Below are 15,709 nucleotides of genomic sequence, written 5' to 3'. Positions count from 1 at the left end.
CATATGAAAAAGATATTGATCATAGAAGATAATAAAGAGATCAGGGAAAATATTGCCGAGATTCTGGAACTGGATGGATATAAAACCATTCAGGCAGGAAATGGCAAGGAAGGGGTACAAAAAGCCCTGGATGAAATGCCCGACCTTATCGTCTGTGACATTATGATGCCTGAGCTGGATGGTTATGGTGTACTACATATTTTGGCCAGAAAAGAGGAGACTGCAAGTATTCCGTTCATATTTCTCACTGCTAAGGCCGAAAGAAGTGATGTAAGAAAAGGCATGAAGCTGGGTGCTGATGACTACCTGACCAAGCCCTTCGAAGACACTGAGCTATTAGATGCCATTGAAATCAGGTTTAAGAAAGCTGAGGTACTTAAGAAGAACTACAATGGCAATGCCGAAGGGTTAAATGAGTTCATTAAGGATGCCAAAGACCTGCACGACCTCTCCCACCTGCATGCAGATAAGAAGCCACGCCCATATAAGAAGAAGCATGACATTTACCGCGAGGGAGAATATGCCTACTACATGTATTTTGTGGTTTCCGGAAAGGTAAAAAGTATTCGTACCAATGAAGATGGTAAAGAACTGATCACGGGTATTTATACTGCGGGTGACTTCTTTGGCTATGAAGCTCTGCTCGAAAGCAAAGAACATGCAGACAGTGCTGAAACCATGGAAAAATCGGACATTATATTCATTCCTGCCGAGGAATTCTATGAATTGATCTATACCAACAGGGAGGTTTCCAAAAAATTTATTGAAATGCTGTCCAATAAGGTTTCAGAGAAGGAAAGTAAGCTTCTGAACCTGGCCTACAACTCGGTACGACAGCGTACCGCTGAGGCACTAATTACAGTAAGTGAGAAATTTAATCCTGACAATACCGAAAGCTTTGAGTTAAGTGTATCCCGCGATGATCTGGCTAACATCGTTGGCACTGCCACAGAGTCTGTTATACGGGTAATATCTGATCTAAAGGAAGAGGGGATTGTGGAAACAAGATCAGGTAAAATAGTGATCCTCCGCAAGGATAAACTGCAGCAGATACAGCGCTGGCATTTTGCAAGATAGATTTAACTATACACTCCTGACGGGGCCCGAAGCCCTGTCAGGAGTGTATAGTTAAGTGAATACTAAACTTTAGCCATAAACCTTTCAAAAGCGGCCTTTTCCAATTCCTCTCTGTGGTCAGGGTGTGCAACTGATATCAAAGCATGTGCCCTTTGTTTAAGGTTTTTGCCAAACAGGTCTACTACACCGTATTCGGTTACCACATAATGCACATGGGCTCGTGTGGTAGTCACTCCTGCCCCTTGTTTAAGGAAAGGAACAATTTTGGTTATGCCTTTCGAGGTTACCGAAGGCAGTGCAATGATCGCCTTTCCTCCCGGCGATAACGATGCCCCTCTAATGAAATCCATTTGCCCCCCAACACCGGAATACTGATACTTACCAATGGTATCAGCACAAACCTGACCGGTAAGGTCTATTTCTATAGCGCTGTTAATAGCTGTTACTTTAGGATTTTGCCTGATGAGGGCTGTATCATTGGTGTAGGCGGCTTCTTTCATGTGTACGACGGGGTTATCATCCATAAAATTGTATAGCTTTTGAGAGCCCACTGCAAAGCAACTTACGATCTTGTTAGGTTTTACCTTCTTTTCTTCACCAGTAATTACACCCGATTCTACAAGGGGCAGGATGCCATCTGAAAACATCTCGGTATGAATTCCCAGTCTTCTATGGTTCTTCAAATTAGCCAAAACTACATTAGGAATAGCACCTATACCCATCTGTAATGTAGCTCCGTCTTCCACCAGCCCTGCAACATGCCTGCCTATCAACTTTTCCTGCTCATTGGGCTCAGCTATGGCAGAGGTGTGTATGGGTAAGTTTACATCAATGGCACAATGTAGCTTGCTCACATGGATAATGCCGTCGCCGTGTGTGCGCGGCACCATAGGATTGACCTGTGCTATCACAGTTTTTGCCGATTCTATAGCAGGGATGGCCACATCTATGGAAGTGCCCAGAGAACAAAAGCCATGTTTATCGGGCATGGATACCTGGATAAAAGCTACGTCCAGCGGCAGTATACGCTGCCTGAACAGGAGATGTACTTCGCTGAGAAATATAGGTATATAATCTCCGTTTCCTGTATTTACTGCTTCCCGAACATTACCTCCAACAAAGCAACTATTGACCTTGAATGACTGACGGTAAGGCTCATTGGTGTAAAGTGCCTCACCCTCCGTATGCAGATGGAGGAGCTCTACATTTTCCAGTTCCTTATAGCGGTTGCAAAGAGCCTCCACAAGTACGGTTGGGGTCATGGCTGCCCCCTGGATAAATACACGACTTCCTGATTGTATATCTGACACTGCTTCTTCAGCAGATACTATTTTTAAACTATTCATAACTTATATCTTGATTTAGTTGATTCTGCAATAATTACCTCAAAGCTACGTGCCGTGGTGTTGGTACAACATGATCTTTGTCACTGCGAATACTGAAAAGTGTCACCTTCACTTTTTCAACAATATAAAAAACAAATACCCTAATTGTTATAATTGTCTTTGATCAAAACAGTGATATTACTACTTTAGTAAATGTTTATTAATGTTTGAGCTTGATCATGCATAAGACTGCCCCATTAGCATTTTTACTAATCATAGCCTCATCATTCATTTCGTATAAAGCCTCAGATCACACTGGCTTTTTACCTGACGATGACTATGCAGAAGTACACATATTCAGACCCAAGCAATTTCAGGGGGGGTGCTATAGTATTTCAGATCCAGGTCAATGATGAAACCATAGGCCGGCTATCCAACGGCAGCAGAATAATTTACCGTATCCGCAGCGAAGGCTCTGTTGATTTCAAGCTAAAAGCGTCCGTATTTACATCCAAGAGTGTCAATTTCGGTATAGTAAAAGGTCAGAAATACTACATAAAAGCCGGCTATGGAGATGGTTTTGGTTCCAATCTTTCCTTTGTACCACTGACAGAGCAGGAAGGACAAAAGGCATTTAATGATGCCAGCAACTACCATAGTCAAAAGGTTAAGCACTATGATGAAGACAAGCTGAAGCCTGTTGCCAAAAATGTAGATTTTTTTAGTGAGCAAATTAAAGAATTTGAAAAGCAGGAAGGTGAAAAGCCTTCTCTGGGATGGATAAGCCCTGCACAGCAGAATTTAAAAACTGATATTGGCACCTTCTCCCTTCAGCTATGCCTGAAATCTGAAGCCGAGCTTGTAGATCTCAGCATAATACTTAATGACCAGGTTTTTGATGAAGTAAAAGGCATCAAAGCCCTGGACAAAAAATGTTCCTACACCTATATCAGGAACATAGAGCTTCAGGAGGGCAAAAATGAGCTTCAAATAGAAATAGAGGATAAGTATGGCGTATCAAGCTTTAAACGGACAATCTTCTATCAGGCCAGGAAGAGAGAATATCGCGGACTGGCCCTGGTGGTGGGAAATTCGGACTATTTTGAAGCCACGCATCTTCCAAACCCTAAAAACGATGCCCGTGATATGGGCAAAGCCCTGGATAAGCTTGGCTTCGAAGTGATGCAGTTTGAAAACCTGAGCCACGATGAAATGAAAAAAGCCGTGGGCAACTTTTTGCTCAAGCTTGAAAAATATAAAACAGCCATATTCTACTATGCCGGCCACGGTATACAGTATGACGGAAGAAATTACCTGATACCCGTTGATGTACACCTTAAAACGCCAGGTGAAATTGCCTCCAAATGTATTGATACGGGCAGTTTACTTACTAAAATGGAGCTAATGGAACTGGAGACCAGTGTACTGATACTTGACGCCTGCCGGAACAACCCTTTTAAAGGTGTGACAAGCGGAGTGGCCGATATAAGCTCCGGACTTACAGGAACCGACGCTCCCGCAGGCTCTATTGTTGCTTTTGCCACCGCACCGGGTAAGACCGCATCAGATGGTGTTGGGGCCAATGGTCTGTATACGCAGGAGATATTAAAAAATATTTATAAAGAAGATCTAAAGGTTGAAGATCTGTTCAAAAGGGTCAGGATCAATGTAATGAACCAATCCAACAATCAGCAGATCCCATGGGAAACATCTTCACTGGTAAAAGATTTTTATTTTAACCCCGTATAACACATCATAAAACTATGAAAAGAATTTTACTCATTGCAGCCCTATTCTGCATGTCGGTAGTGCTCGCAAACGCCCAGATAAAAATAGGTATTAAAGAAGGCTTGAATATTGCGTCGATTGATTATACAACTGCAGTGTTAGAAACAGAAACTTCTGCACTGGCATCTTTTCATTTGGGTGCTTTTTTTCATTACAGCATTGTTGAGCATTTTGGCTTCCAGGCAGAGCTAATGTATTCCGGCCAGGGGGCTAAAATTGACTTTAAGGATTTTGGTATTCTTACAAAAAACAAGCTTAACTATTTATCATTACCCATACTTGCCAAGTATCACGCCTCCTCCGGCTTTACGGCTGAAGCTGGTATTAGCCTGGATTTTCTATTATCAGCAAAGCAGTCATACGAAAAAATAGAAGGTTTCAGCGGATCGGGGTTCGAGTTAACAGAACAGGATTTAAAAGAGGGTTTGACCGGTGTTGATACCAAATTCTTATTTGGAGTTGGCTACGAAATGGCTTCAGGATTAAGCTTCAATGCACGTTTTGCTGCAGGTTTGAGCAATATTTCGAAGTCATTAGATGAGAACGACCCCAATTATATTGGAGAGGAAGAAAGCTACAACTCTGTTTTCCAGCTTGGTGTTGGCTTTCCTTTATACGGCAACTAAGCAAAAAATAAACTACAGGCTTCCGGTGATTTCAAAACTTCGGAAGCCTGATATAATTCAAAATTTAAGGTTATCCTTTTCGTGTATCTTTTAAGGCGTACCGCAGGTAGTAATTCCCAAATCCCAGCCTAAGGCCGTAATAGCCGGACTGACATAAGGAATATCTAGTGCCATACCCCGAAGAATAAGCAAAGTGCCCATAATAATGGCCACTGAGGTAATAACATGTTGATAGGAAAATACATGTCTGCTTTTAAGGAATCTTAAAGCACCAATAAGCCCGAGCATAACCGGCGAGGTGCCTACCCCAAACCCGGCCATCACCAATACGGCACCTTCCACACTGCCGGAAGCTACGGCCATGGACAAACCCATATATACCAGACCGCAGGGTAGCAGGCCATTCAGTACACCTATAAAAAATACGGAAAGTAGCTTTTGTCCGTCAACCAAACCACTCAATAGCTTTCTCATGGGTACAATTACTTTGGTATGCCACGCCGACTGTAGCAGCTTGTGCTGAAAACGCGGGTATAAAGTGAGTAAAATAATGGCAACTCCCATTACAACAGAGAGTACCTGCTGCGAGCCGAATATGGCCAACCCCTGCCCCACCAGGCCAAAGGCCACACCGAATATAATGTAAGTGGTTATCCGCCCTGCATTATAGGCAATCTGCCTGGAATACGGACTTTTTGAGTATACCGCCATAGCAAGCGGCCCGCACATAGTAGCACAATGCAGGCTGCCTACCAGCCCGGTCATCAAACCGGTAATGAACAAGGCATTCATGATCAGATCACCAGTGTTTTCTCTTCATAGTATTCGCGGTCATTTTCATGCCAGCTGATCTTTACTTTCCAGAGACCTTTTTTGAAATCTGCGGCCTCAAAATGTTGATACCCTTCCGAGTCAGGCCTTAGCACATACCTTGCATCCAGTGAAGCATCTGAAGGACGAAAAAAGTGTATTTGACCTTTACCCGCATAGTTTTTGGGAAGTGTTAAAACGATCTGACTTGTTTGCTTCCTGTATTCAAGTTTAATCTGGTTTTCACCCAGATCGCGATAGTTTCTGATCCTTTCTATCTGGTCCTGGTAGGCGATTTCCTGTACATAATAATCTTTAGCTACAAGGCTTACATCCTGCCGCAGGCTTATGGTGACCATGGTAATTATCAACCCCACAAAAAGGATAAAAGCCATAACAATTTTTGTTCCCCAGTTCATATTGAATTCTTTTAAAGTTTGATTGCGGAAACTTCTAGTCTGTTGTAACAGGCCCTAAAAATTTCGTTGTAGTTTTATCAATGCGATTTCCTTCAGCGTAAACACCGATTGTTAGGGTTGTTTTAGCTGATTTAATCTCGCCTTTGGGCATGGTTATAAAATATACTCCTTCGGCCAAACCGTTTGCCGGCACATGCGTTTTTCCCTCACCTACTTTTGAGATGATTACCTTCGGATTATCCTCAACTTTCAGCTCCAGGGTTATGCCTTCAAAAGTTTTATTTACAAATTGAACATTGTACAGGTTGGTGATATCCCCATCTTCCGTTTTTTGATAGAGCTGCCCCGGCACTTTGAGTACCGTCGTTTCAATATCCGATCGTGTAACCAGCGAAAATGCAAAAATCCCGACCAGTAAGATGAGTACTATCGTATATGCTGCTACCCTCGGCGTAAAAAGCTTTTGCTTTCCCTGTTTTATGGCATCATGTGAAGAGTATCTGATCAATCCTTTTGGTTTATTGATCTTTAGCATCACATCGTCGCAGGCATCGATACAAGCAGTACAATTTACACATTCCAACTGTGTACCATTGCGGATATCAATTCCAGTTGGACATGCATGCACACAGAGTTTACAGTCAATACAGTCTCCCTTTTCTTCCAGCACATCACCTTTTTTCAGCTTTCCTCTAGGCTCGCCTCTCAGCCAATCATACATTACGGCTATAGACTTTTTGTCGAGCAGTACACCTTGCAACCTTCCATATGGACAAACGGCTATGCATGCCTGCTCCCTAAACCAGGAAAACACCCAATAAAAAACTACGGTAAAAGCCATCAGACCAATAAACCCCGCCCAATGCGCTGAAGGTGGCTGGCTCACGATCTCCTGCACCTGCCTTATTCCTATAAGGTAGGCCATCACCGTATGTGATATTACGAGTGAGGTAGCAATAAAAACGACATGCTTGACAGCTCTCTTCCTGATTTTCTCAAAGTTCCAGGGGCTTTTATCCAGTTTTCGCTGCTGATTGGCGTCTCCTTCTATCCAGTACTCTATTTTTCTGAATACCATCTCCATGAAAAGTGTTTGCGGACATGCCCAACCACACCAAACTCTGCCAAACACCACTGTAAATAAAATAATGAACACAAAGAAGGTGATCAGTAACAGTGCAAGCAGGAAGAAATCCTGAGGCCAGAAAGCCTGCCCCAGGATCACAAACTTACGCTCAAAAATGTTCAGCAACAGAAAAGGGCGACCACTAATGGTAATAAACGGCCCGGCAAAAAAAATACCCAATAACACCACAGTAACCAGAATGCGCAGCCTGTGTAATTTCCCTGATGGCTTCTTAGGATAGACCCATACCCGCTTCCCCTTCTCATCAACAGTGGCAATGGTGTCTTTAAATTCCTGGTCAAACTGATACAGGTCTTCCATATCTCCTCTCTCGCTCATGATAGATAGCCTCTTATTATTACAAACTCGCTTCTGCTGTTTTGACACTATCAGCCGGTACCGGCTCTTCACCTGTTCCGGTCTCCGGCTCATATAATTCTCCCTGTGGCCCCTTAGCATTTGGAGGATTTGTACCTACAAGATTCATTATAAATGAAGCCACATTTTGCATTTCATCAGGCGATAAAAGCGGCTCCCACGATATCATACCTTTTTCGGGCACACCTTGTTTAATCGTTTTGAATATGCTCTTTACATCTCCACCATGTATCCAATAGTTATCGGTCAGGTTTGGTCCTATTCCTCCCGCACCATCTTCTTTATGGCAGGGCGCACAGTTACTGATAAATACTTCACGGCCGTTATCCAAAAGGGCCTGGTCTGTAACACGCTGAACATTCTCTTCATTGATGTTACTGGCAGGGGCATCTGCCTTTCTTGCCGTAGCAACCGCTTCGGCAAGTGCTACTTCTGACTGGTACTCTTCCAGTTGCAAGGGCATAGTACCAAATACATGGTAAACAGCCATATACACCACTGAAAAGGCAATGGTGATATAGAATAACCACTTCCACCAGGGAGGCAGGTGGTTATCCAGCTCACGGATGCCGTCATAATTGTGATCAAGCATGATAGCTGCCTCTTTCTCTACCGGTACCGCATCATTGGCCTCTGTAAGGAATCCTGACCACCAGCTCTTTTTTGGAGCTTCTTCATAAACTTCACCCCTGGCTTCTGCTTCCTTACGTGCCTGCAACCTTACCATAAGCCTGAGTAATTGTAAAATAACCACTGCAACTGCGAGCACAACCAGTGCAGTAACAAAGACAAAGCCCATGACGATATAAAACTCGATTGAACCTGTTGTCGATAATTCTCCTGATTGCGCCCAGGTGTTTCCTGTCAGCATCATCAGAGTGATTAGCCAGAGTGCTTTAAAATATCTCATTTTGTTCATGATCTTTCTGTTTTGACGGTTGACAATGTACTTCCATCTTCATTTACCGGCAGGTTTTTCATTTTACTTACATAGTCTTTATCCATCTTTACAACCCAAAGGATGAGTCCTAAAAAAAAGATGAAGAAAATGGACAGAGAGATTATAGGCCAGATTTCCACCTGATGTATTTGTTCAAAATAATGCTTAAACATGGTCTTATTGGTTTGATGCTTCTAATTCGGAATTCTGCGATTCTGTCTTCAATGTGATATCTGTACCTAATCGCTGCAGATAGGCAATTAAGGCTACGATCTCCGTCTCAGCCATAACTTCAATACCATCCTGTTCTTTCAGGTTTTCGGCTATAAGTTCTGCCTGCTCCATCAACACCTCATTTGCTATTTCTTCATAACCTTCTTGATAAGGCACGCCCAATGTTCTCATGGCACTGATCTTACCGGCAGTAGCCTGCATATCGATCACATTTTCAAACAACCATGGATAAGGTGGCATGATCGAACCGGCCGAAACTGCTGCGGGGTCCAGCATGTGATAATAGTGCCAGCTGTCAGGATATTTACCCCCAACTCTGTGCAAATCAGGACCGGTACGCTTTGACCCCCATAGGAACGGGTGGTCATATACATATTCACCGGCTTTTGAATACTCACCATAACGCTCAGTTTCTGACCTGAAAGGCCTGATCATCTGAGAGTGGCAGCTCACACAACCTTCCCGCACATACAGGTCGCGTCCATGAAGCTCCAGCGGAGTATAGGGTTTAACACTGCTGATAGTGGGGACATTACTCTTGATAAGGAAAGTTGGCACCATTTCGATAACACCACCGATTACAATGGCAACGGTAGTAAGTATGGTAAAGAATACCGGCTTTCTCTCCAGCACATTGTGCCAGTGACCATCAGCATGTTTTCCTTGTTTTTCCAACGGAGCCGCTTCGGCAGCCTCATTGGCCACAAAACTTCCGCTTTTAGCCGTTTTCACCAGGTTGTAAGACATGATGAAAGCACCGGTAAGGTATAAAGCACCACCAATGGCTCTCAGCATATACATCGGTAAGATCTGAACTACGGTTTCAAGGAAGTTTTTATACTCAAGGAAACCTTCAGCATTAAACTCTTTCCACATTAAGCTTTGGGTAATACCTGCGACATACAATGGCAGCGCATAGAAGATGATACCCAGTGTACCGATCCAGAAGTGAATATTGGCCAGCTTAACAGAGTGCAGCCTGGTGTTCCACATTCTTGGCACCATCCAGTAAAGCATACCGAAGGTAAGGAAACCATTCCAGCCTAAACCACCAACGTGAACGTGGGCTACTATCCAGTCGGTAAAGTGGGCTATGGCATTGACGTTTTTCAACGAAAGCATAGGGCCTTCAAATGTAGCCATACCATAAGCAGTAATAGCCACCACCATAAATTTAAGAATAGGATCTTCCCGTACTTTATCCCAGGCACCTCTTAAAGTAAGGAGGCCGTTAAGCATACCACCCCAGCTCGGAGCAATCAGCATAACGGAAAATACCACACCTAATGACTGTGCCCAGTCAGGGAGTGCTGTATAAAGCAAGTGGTGAGGCCCCGCCCATATATATATAAAGATTAATGACCAGAAGTGTATAATGGATAACTTATAAGAGTAAACAGGCCTGTTGGCAGCTTTAGGCAGGAAGTAGTACATCAGACCCAGGAATGGAGTAGTCAGGAAGAATGCCACGGCATTATGCCCGTACCACCACTGCACAAGCGCATCCTGCACACCGGCATACCAGCTATAACTTTTCATAAAACCCACCGGAAGCTCAAAGGAGTTGACAACGTGCAGTACGGCTACTGTCACAAAAGTGGCAATGTAAAACCAGATGGCTACATACATATGCTTCTCTCTGCGCTTCAGTATGGTACCAATCATGTTGATACCAAATACTACCCATATGAGTGTGATAGCGATATCTATAGGCCACTCCAACTCGGCATATTCCTTTGAAGTAGTATACCCCAGAGGAAGGGAGATCGCCGCAGCCACAATGATAAGCTGCCATCCCCAGAAATTGACCCAGCTCAGTGTATCCGAATACATCCTTGTTTTTAGCAGGCGCTGCATCGAATAGTACACGCCGGCAAAGATAGCATTACCAACAAAAGCAAAGATAACCGCGTTGGTGTGTAGCGGACGAATACGACCGAACGTTGTATAAGCCGTGTCAAAATTAAAAACGGGATAAAAAAGTTGAATGGCTGCCGTTAGTCCCACCAACATACCAACCACTCCGAAAATAACTGTGGCTACTATAAAATACTTTACGATCTTATTGTCATAGCTGAATTTTTCGAGTTCCATAAGTTACCTGGTTATTAAATTAATTGTCAGACACGAAAGTACTTATAGCTTCTCCTGTGCAACATGATGAGAATTAGAGAGAAAACTGATTTATATCAGGATATTATGTGCTGGTATTTAGAGGTGAGATTTGGGGATTTGCTTGTCGGTCGGTTGTCTGTAAAAACTGATCAGTGTTTTAGTATTTAGATTTTGAGTATTGAGTAGTTGAGAAGTGGAATTTGAGCGGTCATATCCCCCATATAAGTTATCCTGACGATATGGAAGGACCTGCTCTGCTCACTGCTTAACTCGTGCTAACAACAGAGCCAGATACTTCGCAAACTCAACATGACCGGTGTGATGATTGATGGCCTGAATTTAACGGAGAACTATGAACGGCAAAACTGTAAACAATATAAAAAACCGCCTCAGATAAAACTGGAGACGGTTTTGTTTATTAAAGTTGTCCTGTCCTATTATCTCACGCAAATCCTGCATCAAGTATAACCGCGCCACCTTCAATATCCTGCCATGCTCCACCTTCTGCGGGCTGGTAAGAAACTTTGTTGCCTCCATCCTGAGAGGGCTCATTACTAATGATCCAGATGGATCCATCCGGGGCTACGCTTACTTCTTTGGCAAAGCCATCGCCGGTCATCTGCTCGAAGCCTCCTTCTTTGGTTATTTTAGCGATCATACCATTAACATTCACAATCAAAGCCTTGCCATCAGGCGTACCTGTAATTTTGTTTCCCCCTATTTCTCCGGGCACTTTTATCCAATGGTCATTGTCAAGGTATTGTACTATACCACCACCGTGTACAGGCTCATTGCTAATCACCCATACTGTGCCATCAGCACCTGCGCTGATTTCCCTGGCAAATCCTGCTCCGGCAAGTTGTTTGGGCTCTTTTTTGATCTCCAACTGCCATACTTCCCCTTTGTTATTAATGATATATGCTTTGGAACCACTTGGCCCGCCGTCGATCTTCGTTGCTCCGCCAGATTCTACAGTGATCCATTTCTTTCCTTTAGGTTCTTTATATTTCACCACTCCGCCTCCACCTGCTTCTTTCTCAGAAGCCAATGGATCTATAGTCACCGCCCATATGGTGCCATTTGCACTGATGCTTACATCTCTGATGTTTTCCTCTATTTCCTTACTTACACCTTTAGTAGTAATAGTTCTCACCGAATTGGCTGTAGTCAGGCTTAGGATTGTCGATTGTTTACTCATAATATTGATGGTTTAATTTATCTTTAAAATTTAACTTTTTAATTATATTTTATTACATATAGACAATTCCTCATTCACCATACTCAAAGCAGCTTCCCGTCAGTCACATCATCTCATTAAAAATCTCCATATTTCTTACATGATATTTAACCAAATCCCTGGGCGTATTACAGTCCAGCCAAGCACCTTATGAACTGATAATCAACCCCGTAAGCCCGTATATTTTCAACAGGAAGCACCTAATTTATTACATAAAAACTATTACTAAATTTAATAAAAAATAGTAATAAAGAGCGATTGCTGTAATTTATTTTAACTATATTTAGTCAATAGGAGTTATTTAGTTGAGCTTGCTTTAAACTTAATTTGATTAAGTCAGCCTGCTTTACTCTTAACCCAATATTTGTTCATTGAAATCATCATTATTATTCCTGTCAGGGGCTGAATTCCTTAAACCCAAGGTAAGACTGGGCTATTGTTTGACCGGTATAGCCATTCTTATATAAATGGGCATATACAAATGCATGTAAAAAGAATTCTTTTTTCCATATCTCGTACACCGGCTCACTCCCCTTATAGCTTATCAGAGACCTGTCATAAACCAACGGATTACCTGCCCATGATTCGCAGATACCGTCCAGCAGTGGCTTATTGGGAGCCCAGGTTTCAAGATCGTGAAGAATGATTTTCCTGACAATTTCATAATGAGAATACACTTTATTCATTTTTATATTTATTTTAACATAAAATTAAAATTAAAAATAAATAACATCAATTTTTAAAACAATTTCAACTAAAAACAAAAACTATGGAAGGTACTATTTCAGAGATTCGTTATTTCGGACCAACCTGGTCTCCCAGAAACTGGTTCCCATGTGACGGAAGATTATTAGCAATTTCGCAATTCACTGCTTTCTTTTCTTTGATAGGAACAATATATGGCGGAGACGGCAGAACCACATTTGCAGTTCCGGATCTGCGTGGGCGCGTACCTGTTGGTGCAGGTAATGGTCCTGGCCTCACACCGCGATCCAATGGCCAAATGGCAGGAACACAAACCGTTACATTAAATATTCTGGAGATCCCTGCACACAACCACTCCGCGGTAACCAGCAATCCAACAGTAAACAGCGCATCAGCCACTATCAGGGTAAATGCAAACTCATCAAGCGGAACAAGCCCTTCCGGCACTTATTTGGGTGTTGATCAGGCCGCACCTATTTACGAATCATCCGCCAATGCCACCATGGCAAGTGATGCCGTACAAATTAATAGTATCGCTTTCAACCCGATTAATACAACAATCGGATTGACAGGAGGAACTCAATCTCATGAAAATATGCAACCATGGACATGTGTTTTGCCCATAATTTGCTATCAGGGTATATTCCCCTCAAGAAATTAGTGCTTTCTCAATTTATATGGCTCTTATCCGTCGCGGTTTTAGCCATATAATATACTTGTACATGAAATCATTAATAAAATATCAATACAAAAAAAGGTTAGTTATTGGCCTTTTTTTGTTTTCCTAAACATTGACTTTAATGCTGGAAAAAAGAGGAAATCAAAAGTCTATAAAAGTCGGGGTGCTAGTTCCTCAGTCAACAGAATACCCAAAAGCCAGGATCAATTTCATAAATGGCATCAGGCTCTATTTTACACTTTTTGAAAACAAATTTGAGCGAGGTGAGGTAGAACTGATCATTGAAGATATCGGCTTTGGCAGCAGTTCTCAGGTAAACGAAAAAGCTCATAAGCTCCTGGTACAGGATCAGGTAACTCTTATTGCAGGCCACATGGGCTCAAGCACGGCCATAGAACTGGCGCAAATGCTAAGCCAGGTAGACATGCCTCTTCTGATCTCCAACCTTGGCGAAAATGCCATTCAGGCAGATGCCATACCGGACAACTTGTACTTCAACACTTTTCAATTCTGGCAATCGTACTTCCATTTGGGCCAGTATCTTGCCGGAAGAATAAAAAATGACTGGATACTCATTTCTTCGCTATATGACAGCGGCTATGATCCTTTACGTGCCTTCAGAAGCGGACTACAGGCACATGGGGCTCATATTATTAATGAAGTATACCTTAACTCTTACGAAGCCACTGACCTGATCGTGGAGTTTAACAAGCACTTCAAAAATATCGAAGGCATCACTCCTGCCTTATTTTTACCCCCATTGTTACTTAATCAATTCACCGATGACCTAGGGTCGGGGTTTGACAATATGGTGATCACGCCGTTTTACTCCAAAAACAACCCTGTTGAAAAATACTGGGCGTTCCCGGGAGGATGCCTGACGCCTTCAGAGCCTTCATTTGTCAATGGCGTGCACGAATACCTCGATACCGCCCCTGACCTGTTCCATGCATTGGGCTACCGCTCCGGCGCCATGATCTACGAAGCCGCCGGAAGATTGAGTGCCCCGACAAAGGATACCCGCAACATTCTCAGCGCATGGGAGAATTTTGTGTTTCAGTTTGGTGATGAAACATTTAGAATGGAAAACCATGAGTTGGCAGGAGAAGTGAAGGTTTTCAGGGGTAAATCCTGTTTTAAACAACCGAAAGTGTGCACCACTATACGGGCAAATGATATTTCAAAGGTATACCTTGACGAGATGACCCTGGCAAAAACTGCTTTTACTAACCCATATATGTTCTACTAAATGATAGTGAAGAAAGAAAAAATAATAGCACAATGAAGACAGTTGTATTTACAAACAGTTCCTGGGGTATACCCCTGCTGATGGAGTTATACAAAGCTAAAAATCTCCAAGGTATAGTCATCCCTTCCCATGTTCACCATGAAAATGAAAATATAGAGGCCTTTGCAGTAGAAAATAAGATCCCACTAATCCGTGTAGACAAAAGTCAACTTAATACCACACTTAAGGCCTGGCTGATAGACCTGGCTCCGGATGTAATATTTTGTATGACCTTCCCATACCTGCTCCCTAAAGAAATACTGGATATACCAGAAAACGGAGCCGTTAACTTTCACTTTGGTAAACTTCCTGAATATGGGGGTGCAGATCCGCTTTTCTGGATACTAAAGGAACGGCAGACCCTGGCCCATATTACCGTTCATTTAATGGATAGTACCTTTGATCATGGCTACCTCGTCCACCAGGAACAGATATCCATATTCCCTGGCGAGAACTGGGGTCTGCTGGGTGCCCGCCTGAGCCTCATATCAGCTTCCATCCCTGGCAGAGTGTTGGCGCTGCTTAAGCAACCTGAACCCAACTTTAGGAAAATACCCGAGGGACAGATCAAACCGAAGCCAGATTTAAAAGACCTTACTATTGACTGGGCAAATCAAACCGCTGACAGCATAGAAGCCCTTATTAATGCCAGTAATCCGAAATACGGAGGGGCCATAACCTATTTTAGAGGTTCGATGGTAAGGATACTGGAAGTAAGCCCTGCGGATGTTTCTAATGCAACACTTCTGGAGCCTGGAAGTATTGTATATGCAGATGGTCAGAATGGCATATTCGTTTTGTGTTCTGACTACCGCTTTTTACGCATTAATTTAATAAGAACACCTGAAGCTTACCTAACTGGTCATAAGCTGGCAGCATTGGGAGTGAAACTCAATGAAAAGTTTTACTCAGGAAATAAGGAAAAAGAGGAGAAGAAAAGCAGTTTGATACTGTGAAAAAAT

15 protein-coding genes are annotated in these 15,709 nt (G+C 42.8%); 6 read left to right on the top strand and 9 right to left on the bottom strand.

The window, feature by feature from the left end:
• Window positions 1-3 precede the first annotated feature (3 nt).
• Window positions 4-1,077, top strand: coding sequence for a response regulator (locus tag LVD17_RS19410; protein ID WP_233760671.1), 1,074 nt, complete (start codon window positions 4-6; stop codon window positions 1,075-1,077).
• A gap of 62 nt (window positions 1,078-1,139) precedes the next feature.
• Here LVD17_RS19410 and LVD17_RS19405 read toward each other — a convergent pair whose 3' ends face one another.
• On the bottom strand, window positions 1,140-2,423 hold the full coding sequence (locus LVD17_RS19405; RefSeq protein WP_233760670.1) for an acetyl-CoA hydrolase/transferase family protein: 1,284 nt from the start codon (window positions 2,421-2,423) through the stop codon (window positions 1,140-1,142).
• Between the two features lie 318 nt (window positions 2,424-2,741).
• Here LVD17_RS19405 and LVD17_RS19400 point away from each other — a divergent pair, with 318 nt between their 5' ends.
• Both LVD17_RS19400 and LVD17_RS19395 read left to right on the top strand, forming a co-directional pair.
• Window positions 2,742-4,151 carry a caspase family protein gene (locus LVD17_RS19400; RefSeq protein ID WP_233760669.1) on the top strand — a complete coding sequence of 470 codons (1,410 nt, stop codon included), beginning with the start codon at window positions 2,742-2,744 and terminating at the stop codon, window positions 4,149-4,151.
• 14 nt (window positions 4,152-4,165) lie between these two features.
• Window positions 4,166-4,816 carry a porin family protein gene (locus LVD17_RS19395; protein WP_233760668.1) on the top strand — a complete coding sequence of 217 codons (651 nt, stop codon included), beginning with the start codon at window positions 4,166-4,168 and terminating at the stop codon, window positions 4,814-4,816.
• Window positions 4,817-4,906: 90 nt separating this feature from the next.
• Here the strand turns inward: LVD17_RS19395 and LVD17_RS19390 are convergent, their stop codons facing one another.
• The 8 genes from LVD17_RS19390 to LVD17_RS19355 all read right to left on the bottom strand — a co-directional run bounded on the left by LVD17_RS19390 (window position 4,907) and on the right by LVD17_RS19355 (window position 12,761).
• Complete coding sequence (locus LVD17_RS19390) at window positions 4,907-5,608, bottom strand: sulfite exporter TauE/SafE family protein (RefSeq protein ID WP_233760667.1); 702 nt, start codon at window positions 5,606-5,608, stop codon at window positions 4,907-4,909.
• Window positions 5,609-5,610: 2 nt separating this feature from the next.
• Entirely contained in the window at window positions 5,611-6,045 is a 435-nt protein-coding gene (locus LVD17_RS19385) for a FixH family protein (protein ID WP_233760666.1), read from the bottom strand.
• Between the two features lie 34 nt (window positions 6,046-6,079).
• Window positions 6,080-7,510: a cytochrome c oxidase accessory protein CcoG gene (gene ccoG, locus LVD17_RS19380; RefSeq protein WP_233760665.1), complete on the bottom strand. Its 1,431-nt coding sequence runs from the start codon at window positions 7,508-7,510 to the stop codon at window positions 6,080-6,082.
• Between the two features lie 19 nt (window positions 7,511-7,529).
• Entirely contained in the window at window positions 7,530-8,468 is a 939-nt protein-coding gene (locus LVD17_RS19375; protein ID WP_233760664.1) for a cbb3-type cytochrome c oxidase N-terminal domain-containing protein, read from the bottom strand.
• Entirely contained in the window at window positions 8,465-8,662 is a 198-nt protein-coding gene (locus LVD17_RS19370; protein WP_233760663.1) for a cytochrome C oxidase Cbb3, read from the bottom strand. Before LVD17_RS19370 ends, LVD17_RS19375 begins: the two co-directional genes overlap by 4 nt.
• 4 nt (window positions 8,663-8,666) lie before the next feature.
• A complete protein-coding gene (gene ccoN, locus LVD17_RS19365; RefSeq protein ID WP_233760662.1) occupies window positions 8,667-10,817 on the bottom strand; it encodes a cytochrome-c oxidase, cbb3-type subunit I in 2,151 nt (716 codons plus the stop codon).
• Window positions 10,818-11,280: 463 nt separating this feature from the next.
• A complete protein-coding gene (locus LVD17_RS19360; protein ID WP_233760661.1) occupies window positions 11,281-12,036 on the bottom strand; it encodes a hypothetical protein in 756 nt (251 codons plus the stop codon).
• A 434-nt stretch (window positions 12,037-12,470) separates the two neighbouring features.
• On the bottom strand, window positions 12,471-12,761 hold the full coding sequence (locus LVD17_RS19355) for a hypothetical protein (RefSeq protein ID WP_233760660.1): 291 nt from the start codon (window positions 12,759-12,761) through the stop codon (window positions 12,471-12,473).
• A gap of 83 nt (window positions 12,762-12,844) precedes the next feature.
• On the opposite strand from LVD17_RS19355, the gene LVD17_RS19350 reads away from it, so the two are divergent.
• From LVD17_RS19350 to LVD17_RS19340, 3 genes are all read left to right on the top strand, one after another.
• The gene (locus LVD17_RS19350; RefSeq protein WP_233760659.1) at window positions 12,845-13,441 is read left to right on the top strand and encodes a phage tail protein; all 597 of its coding nucleotides are present in this window, start codon (window positions 12,845-12,847) and stop codon (window positions 13,439-13,441) included.
• 139 nt (window positions 13,442-13,580) lie between these two features.
• Complete coding sequence (locus tag LVD17_RS19345) at window positions 13,581-14,708, top strand: ABC transporter substrate-binding protein (protein WP_233760658.1); 1,128 nt, start codon at window positions 13,581-13,583, stop codon at window positions 14,706-14,708.
• Between the two features lie 32 nt (window positions 14,709-14,740).
• The gene (locus LVD17_RS19340) at window positions 14,741-15,703 is read left to right on the top strand and encodes a methionyl-tRNA formyltransferase (RefSeq protein WP_233760657.1); all 963 of its coding nucleotides are present in this window, start codon (window positions 14,741-14,743) and stop codon (window positions 15,701-15,703) included.
• Window positions 15,704-15,709 lie beyond the last annotated feature (6 nt).

The sequence above is a fragment of the Fulvivirga ulvae genome (genome assembly GCF_021389975.1).
Classification (GTDB): Bacteria; Bacteroidota; Bacteroidia; order Cytophagales; family Cyclobacteriaceae; genus Fulvivirga; species Fulvivirga ulvae.
The sequence above is the reverse complement of the archived record's forward strand: the minus strand, read 5'-3'. Positions and strand labels throughout refer to the sequence as shown.